Origin of the sequence: Agrobacterium sp. CFBP2214 (assembly GCF_030209895.1) — a bacterium.
GTDB classification, from domain to species: Bacteria; Pseudomonadota; Alphaproteobacteria; order Rhizobiales; family Rhizobiaceae; genus Agrobacterium; species Agrobacterium radiobacter.
The window spans coordinates 1-7,445 of sequence record NZ_JARVRC010000020.1; the positions used below are offsets into that span (position 1 = coordinate 1).

General features: G+C 55.7%; 6 protein-coding genes and 2 pseudogenes. 4 read left to right on the forward strand and 4 right to left on the reverse strand.

Translation table 11 applies throughout. From position 1 onward, the window contains the following. Positions 1-49 precede the first annotated feature (49 nt). From QRN60_RS24540 to tnpC, 4 genes and pseudogenes are all read left to right on the forward strand, one after another. Positions 50-384 (forward strand): annotated as a pseudogene (locus tag QRN60_RS24540) (transposase); the annotation flags it as partial. A 223-nt stretch (positions 385-607) separates the two neighbouring features. Further along, complete coding sequence (gene tnpA, locus QRN60_RS24545) at positions 608-994, forward strand: IS66-like element accessory protein TnpA (RefSeq protein WP_131861646.1); 387 nt, start codon at positions 608-610, stop codon at positions 992-994. Then, entirely contained in the window at positions 991-1,344 is a 354-nt protein-coding gene (tnpB, locus tag QRN60_RS24550) for an IS66 family insertion sequence element accessory protein TnpB (protein ID WP_131861644.1), read from the forward strand. The genes tnpA and tnpB overlap by 4 nt, the downstream gene beginning before the upstream one ends. Before the next feature lie 68 nt (positions 1,345-1,412). Beyond that, positions 1,413-3,015: pseudogene (tnpC, locus tag QRN60_RS24555) on the forward strand (IS66 family transposase). Here tnpC and QRN60_RS26625 read toward each other — a convergent pair. The 4 genes from QRN60_RS26625 to QRN60_RS24570 all read right to left on the reverse strand — a co-directional run. Beyond that, positions 2,957-3,145, reverse strand: coding sequence for a DUF3885 domain-containing protein (locus QRN60_RS26625; protein ID WP_473090685.1), 189 nt, complete (start codon positions 3,143-3,145; stop codon positions 2,957-2,959). The pseudogene tnpC and the gene QRN60_RS26625 overlap by 59 nt on opposite strands. A gap of 9 nt (positions 3,146-3,154) precedes the next feature. Continuing rightward, positions 3,155-3,520 carry a DUF3885 domain-containing protein gene (locus tag QRN60_RS24560; RefSeq protein ID WP_111794456.1) on the reverse strand — a complete coding sequence of 122 codons (366 nt, stop codon included), beginning with the start codon at positions 3,518-3,520 and terminating at the stop codon, positions 3,155-3,157. Between the two features lie 158 nt (positions 3,521-3,678). Next, on the reverse strand, positions 3,679-5,067 hold the full coding sequence (locus QRN60_RS24565) for a hypothetical protein (RefSeq protein WP_129565572.1): 1,389 nt from the start codon (positions 5,065-5,067) through the stop codon (positions 3,679-3,681). 1,512 nt (positions 5,068-6,579) lie between these two features. Then, positions 6,580-7,445, reverse strand: an 866-nt coding sequence (locus QRN60_RS24570; RefSeq protein ID WP_284767145.1) for an IS3 family transposase, incomplete at its 5' end; no start/stop codon positions are given.

The window sequence follows — 7,445 nt, forward strand, 5'->3', positions numbered from 1 at the left end:
GTTGGCGCGACCAGTTTGACTGCGGGGTGGGGGAACAGTCCATCCCATTAAATGGAAGGCCAAATTCGACGGCATGGACGTATCCGAAGCCAAACGTCTGAAGGCGCTGGAAGACGAGAACACGAAGCTGAAACGGCTCCTGGCCGACTCGATGCTCGACAATGCGGCTTTGAAAGACCTTTTGGGAAAGAAGTGGTGACGCCCGCAGCAAGGCGGAAAGCTGTCGCTCATCTGATGGATCACCACCAGATGAGCGAACGGCGGGCGTGTAAAGCCATCGGCTTTTGCCGGATGACGATCCGTTACGAAACCAGGCGCAGCGATGACCATGACCTTCGCGAGCGTATGAAGGCGCTGGCTCATGAACGCCGTCGGTTTGGCTATCCGCTCAAGGAGCGGTCGAACATCCATGCCGGGACTTCAAGAAGCCGATCAGAACAAGAACCAGAAAGGCTGTGACCTTACCCTCCTGCGTCGAGTGGCGGAACAAGGCGCGAAGACACTCCCGTTGCTCGCCCATCGATGTAACCGGTGTTCCCCTCCCACGTTGTACTCGCCGCCCTGATCTGTGATCGGCTTTCCATGGACGAGCAACGGGAGTTTCTCCATGGAGACTACATTGGAGTTTCTCACAACCAGGAAGTCTGGACGTGAGAGCCACCGACATTGGCCTGATAAGGTCAAGGCGCAGATCGTATCGGAAAGTCTTCAGCCCGGTGCGAAGGTGAATGAGGTCGCCGAACGGTTTGGATTGCGGGCGAACCGTCTGTCGACATGGCGGACGATGGCGCGGCAGGGCAAGCTAACTCCGCCTACACCTGAGGATGCCGTGGAATTCGCAGCGGTGATCGTCGAACCACCTGTTTTGGAACCGCAGATCAAGAAGGACAGCCGTCCCGAGATCATCGTCGGGTCCGTCACCATTCGGCTGGAAGAAGGTGCATCTGCCGCCCGCATCGCCGCCGTTGCGCGTGCCTGCGCGGTCCCGGCATGATCTTTCCGTCGAACCGGGTTCGGATTATGGTGGCCACCAAGCCCGTCGATTTCCGTAAAGGCCATGACGGACTGGCGGCGCTGGTCAAGAACGAACTGCACAAGGACCCGTTCACAGGGACGGTCTTCGTCTTCCGGTCACGGAAAGCAGACCGGCTGAAGCTGATCTACTGGGATGGCAGCGGACTGGTGATGGCCTACAAGCGGCTTGAAGAACACACTTTCACCTGGCCGAGCATCAAGGACGGCCTAATGACGCTGGGCCACGCACAGTTCGAAGCATTGTTTGCGGGCCTCGACTGGCGTCGGGTTCGGTCCGTGGAGGCGAGACCGCCGGATACTATCGAATAGATGCGGCACGATGACTCGGTCGGCGGATTCTTCCGGCGAAGCGTGACGGGGTTTGATAGACTTCGGGCATGTTGGATGCCGCCGATCTTCCAGACGACATTGCTGCCCTGAAGGCCATGCTGATCGCGGCGCAGCTTCGTGAAGCTCGCAAGGATGACCGGATCGAGCGTCTGGAGAAGCTGGTTGCCGCTTTCAAGCAGGCAGCCTTCGGCCGCAAATCCGAGAAGACCGATTCTGAACAATTCGATCTCGCATTGAAGGAACTGGAAACGGCCATCGCGTCCATCCATGCCGAAGATGAAGCCGATAGCCCCTCTGGGAAGCCGCAGCCTAAACCCCGTGCCACCAATCGCGGCTGTCTTCCCGCTCATCTTCCTCGCGTCGAGGAGATCATCGAACCGGAAAGCCTGATCTGTGCCTGCGGCGGCGGCCTGCATTGCATCGGCGAGGACGCATCCGAGCGGCTGGATGTCATCCCGGCGCAGTTCCGCGTCATTGTCACGCGTCGCCCCAAATATGCGTGCCGTGCTTGCACCGACCGCGTTGCCCAGGCTCCAGCGCCTGCAAGATTGATCCAGGCTGGTTTGCCGACAGAGGCGACTATTGCGCATGTGCTGGTTTCCAAATATGCCGATCACCTGCCGCTTTACCGACAGGCTCAGATCATGAGCCGCCAAGGCGTTGATCTCGACCGCTCCACGCTCGCCGATTGGGTCGGCCGAGCGGCATTCGAACTTCGTCCGGTCTTCGACGCTTTGATCGCGGACCTGAAGCGTTCGACCAAGCTGTTCATGGACGAGACCCGTGCACCGGTGCTCGATCCCGGCTCCCGCAAAACCAAGACCGGATACTTCTGGGCGCTTGCCCGTGATGATCGACCTTGGGGCGGAGGAGCGCCGCCGGGCGTCGCCTTCACATATGCGCCCGGTCGCAGTGGCCTACATGCCGAGCGGATATTGCAGGGGTTCACGGGCATCCTTCAGGTCGACGGCTACGCCGGATATAATCGGCTAGTTGCGCCGGATCGTGTCGGTCCTGACATCCGGCTAGCCTACTGTTGGGCGCATGCCCGCCGTAAGCTGGTCGAGATCACTCGCACCGGCTCGACACCGATTGCAGAGGAAGGCGTGAAGCGGATCGGTGAACTCTATCGGATCGAGGCCGAACTACGCGGTCTCGACGCCGACGCTCGTCTCGGCGGGAGGCATGCGCTGTCAGTGCCATTGGTCGCCGATATGCGGACTTGGTTGACGCATCACCGTGCCCGTGTTGCTGGCAAGTCGCCACTTGGCGAAGCGCTGGCCTATATCGCCAAATATTGGGACGGCCTCTGTCTCTTCCTCGCCGACGGTCGTATCGAGATCGAAAACAATTCCGTCGAACGAACCATCAGGCCGATAGCCCTCAATCGTAAGAATGCTCTGTTTGCTGGGCATGATGCGGGAGCGGAGAATTGGGCTACTATCGCGTCGCTCATCGAAACCTGCAAACTAAATGCTATCGATGACCGAGACGCTCACTGCCATCGTGAAGGGCCACAAGCAAGCACGTATTGATGAGCTTTTGCCATGGAAATTCCCAACACCTGATACGACGGGTCATAGGCTGTTTCTCACAAACCCTCGGGATGATCAGACAGCCAGTCGCCAAAACGAACCTTCAACCGCTTAACCTCCTCTGGCGATGACACCAGCAGGTCGAAACCGCCATCGTATGGAGCAAAAATCCGTCCGGTTTTCCGATCCATCCACATCGTCGGTCCCGTCTTATCATTAGCGATTGCTAGTAAAATGTAGTCCAGAGTGCCTTGTCACCAGCGAGTTTCTGAAACATTCGCACACCACCGTGTCTCGTCGCCATCAGCAAATGTCTTGGCTGCTGCGCCACCCACAACAACATCCCAATATGGTGGGTTTACCTCTTCTTTCCGGCATTCAATCTGCCAGCAACTAGCATCCGCTCCCAATGTCTCATTCGCGAGGCTATAGGCCCGGCCGAGGATGATATCTTTCTCCGCTTTGTTCTCCGGATACCGCTTCGAGTTCGGCAACGAATGGAATCTGACCCAGGCTAACAACTGGTCTGACCGAAGCATCCAGCCCAACGGCCTGCGATTGGCGTAGAATGATGCCCATTCACGTTCAAAGTCTTGCTGTATCGGCGTATCCGGATGCATCGCGCGGGTCTCCTCTCGATCAGAATATCGCCGTGGACCTCAATGAACGTCAAGCAATGCTGTCAATCGGCTATCCGACGTGGGATTGAGACAGCGGTTACCCATCGATATGCGATCATAGATCAGAGCGGCGAGGACAACGTGGGAGTGAACAGCGGTTACTCCCCACGTCCCTCCATCCGAGGAGATCTTTCGAGTAAGGTTGCTCTTTTTTCGTTGAAAGAGGAGATTTCTCTTGTCGCAATCGCCAGCGATTTTTCCGCTTCCCGATAGCTCATCATATCATAAAATTTTTCCCGGACCGCAAGCGCGACGTCTTCAGTCTTGACTCCTTCATCCGTCCCCCGCAATCCGACAGCGGCTCTAGTAAGCAGTTCTGCCTCAAATCTTTTCTTAAATTTTCCCCTGATTTCACTCTTAAATTCCTCTGTCATCTCACTCTTAAACTTCTCCGCGATTTCCCCTCTATAGCTATCCCATGCACTCCCGTGCGCCGATCTGTAAGGCGCGGCGTCTCGGATGCAATGAAGATCAATATCCTTCTGCTGCGCTTCAGCGCTCACACCCGGCGTCATGGGAACAGCTCTCTCTTCTTTAGCACGCCGAAAAACATGCCGAAATTTCTCTTCTAGTTTCGAATTGAGAGTACGGAGATGGCTTTGTAGCGCCTCATCGTCATGCAAGTGTTCTCTCAAGTGCAAATATGCTTTCGCGGCCGGGATTTGGCCACCTTTTCTGCTCTCGAGTACCTCGACGGATGCGTCAGCGATAGCCTTTCGCTCAGCGCGATTGAACTCCCTGGCATTCACAGCAAAACGGTACAACATCCCGCCTTGAGATTGTAAATTCAGTTGGTCGGCTTCCTTGAGACCCGCCCTTAGCAAGGCAGAGTTATAGTCGGGATCACTGAACTTCATAACTGCATAGATGTCTTCTACGTGGCCGTGGAGATAGCCTTTTGTCCAAGTTTCCGGATCACCGTTACCATCTTCTGCGGAATATTCGGAGAAATCATCTTGCCGTTTTCGTTTGATATGGGCGCTTTCAATAAGATACCGTGTAGTTTCGACGGCGTGTAGGGTCGGCTCCGCCTTTTTTATTTCCGGTAAAAGATCTATCGAGGCTTTCGAACCCCGATTTAGAAGGCGTAGCTTCGTCACTTCGTACCGACCCATCTCTAGCGCATTCAACCCCACATAAGCGCCAATCAATGCAAAAGTTTCTGCCGGAATTGCGTTGATGTCTGTCTTTCTGGGGCTGGTGTCTGCGGCCGTCGAGGAACGGTCAGGGGTGACATCTGCGGCAGCGATCACCATATTTTTACTGTACTGAAGCCGCTTGATCGGACGGCGATCCGCGTCATTTCCAAGCCGTTCCGGCTTACCTCCATCAACCACTCGCGCTTGCGAGGTGCTGGGTTGCGCTGGCGCCTCGCTCGACGCGATGACTGACGCAGACGGGTCGGACCGTTCAGAACTGCCAACCGGTCTCTTTTCATCAGCGAACGCATTATATTTTCTTTTTTTTTCTTTGATTGTCGTGTCCATGAGGATGCCTCGCATACGCGCAAAGGTCACCCTCTCTGTCACGAAATGGTGCTGCCGTCCCAATCAATTCGGCTACAAGTGAAATCAAGCTTCTCGGGTTTTTATGTCATGATCGCCAGACGATCTATCCCAGGGCAACTTCCTGTGACCGGAGCAGAGCCAGAACCCGGGAAGCTAGCCCGTTCGGCTGGCGGCACCGGACGCCTTCGTATGGTACCGGAAGCATTGTCGACGACATGCCTTACGGTGCTTTCATTTTCCTACGCGACCAGAATTTTCTCAGTCGACCTGTCAACGAGATAGGATCAAGGGGTCCAACCTTCGAGCCTTTGCCAGCGCCAACGATCTGGGCGGCAAGAGACCGAATCTATAGTGCTCCCGGGAATTCAACGATTATGCCCATGATGGTTATATCCTAGAAAGATCTTTTCCAATGGGTGATTGACATCAGCTGGGTGATTAAGCCTGCTGTATCTCGATCTATCGGCGGCATCTACCATCAGACTTTCTTAGAGAGCGGAATCACAGCTCGCGGTTCATCCAAAATAGCTCTCTGCTTCCGTCCATACTTCCGCACAACCAGCGTTTGCCCGCTTAAGCGGGCAAACCGCAACAAATACTCATATTAACGAAGTAGCAAACAAACATATGAACATACAATACGTTCCTATATATCCTGCAATAACTCAGGGCCATAATTCCCTCGCCTTCCATGTCGAGCAAATGAAACAGGCAAGACCATATGGGTGATAAATCAACTCAGGCGCCATCCAATCGGTTTCCACCGTTAGCTTCGGTACGCCTTGCGTGATGTGGTTGGCTGACTTCGCTTGCGCACGCGGCAACTCGTATATGCACAGTCGTTTGAACTCACGTAATTCCCACACCGGAAGTGACGTGTTCCCCGTCAGCTGATCCACTTGCCAAGCCAATAGTCCAAACACTGCCCCTTCCCCCATTTAAAAAGATACCGCGTCATCTTTTTACGTAAACGCTCAATAACGGAGCAACATCAGGCCGATCTGCCAAAAAATTCGGAGGCCTCCGGCCGTCTATAAAACAGCCGTTCACCGCACCCTTCGTCTCCCACCCATCAGCAACAAACACCACACATCAACCGCAAGATCATCCACTTGCCAACCCGTATCTTTTTAGACACTTATTGCGACTCGCCTACCAATTGCGCCATGTCAGGAACCGCTACCAAAACTGCGACCAAGGGAGCCACCAAGCATTCGGCGCCCGCTGCGTCTCCTCACAGCAGCATCAAGCCCGTTATCCAGGCTACTGCGCCTACCCGAGAAGATGACAGCGACGATGAGAGCTGTGACGAGGAAGTCACCGAGGAGAAACCCTTCAGCGACCTATCTCAGGCTGAACGGGACGAGATCCATAAGAAGCGGGCCGATGAGCTTACGACCGACCCGATCTATCAGATCCGCTTTGCGCCTTATCGCGCTCTCGCTGAAAACAATGGAGCTGGAGTGCACCCCATTTCACCGGGCAAGTCGGCTAGATTGATTTAGCCCTGATGAACTGCCGAGGGGAAGCCATCTTGAGCGCGGAATGGGGATGGATTTCGTTGTAGTCCTCGATCCATCCGTCAATGAGCCGGAGCGCTGTTTGGGCGTCCGGTAGAGCTGATATCCGAATATAGTCCCGCTTCAACGTTTTGACGAAGGCTTCCGACATGCCGTTCGACTGCGGGCTGGCTACCGGCGTGAAGCAGGGTGTCAGATTGAGTGCTTGCGCAAACAGCCTCGTGTCCCTCGCGGTGTAAGCAGAGCCGTTGTCCGAGAGATGCTCGATTGCGTGCGGGGCTCGGGTTGCGCGGAAGCGTTTCTCGACCGCCTCCAGCATCATGTCGCGCACGTCAGAGCCGGAGATGCCCGCGTTGGCGACCGCCGTCCAGGCGATGATCTCCCGGTCGAAAGCGTCGATGATGAAGGCGAGACGGATGACCTCGCCGTTCCAGCAAGTGAACTCCAGCCCATCCGAGCACCAGCGCAAGTTCGAGCGCATGACCATGACCTTGCCGTCATGGATGCGGCCCTTGCGAACGGCCGTATGCTTCTCCAGCAACATGGCGTGGTTGCCCATGATGCGGTGAACCCGTTTTGCGTTGACGACAGGCTTATCGGCGGCTCGCCTTTCGCGATTGAGGAGCGCGGCGATCCGCCGATAGCCATAGGTTGGCCTTTGATCTACCAGCCTGCGAATGATGGGCAAAAGCTCTGCATCCTCGGCCTTGTGATAGGAGCCGCGCGGCTTCGATCTGCCTTTCAGCCGCTCGATGAGGTTGGAACGGGATACGCCCAGCGTATCTGCGACGGCCTTCATCGCGAACCGTCCTTCGGCAACAAGATCGGCCGCGATAT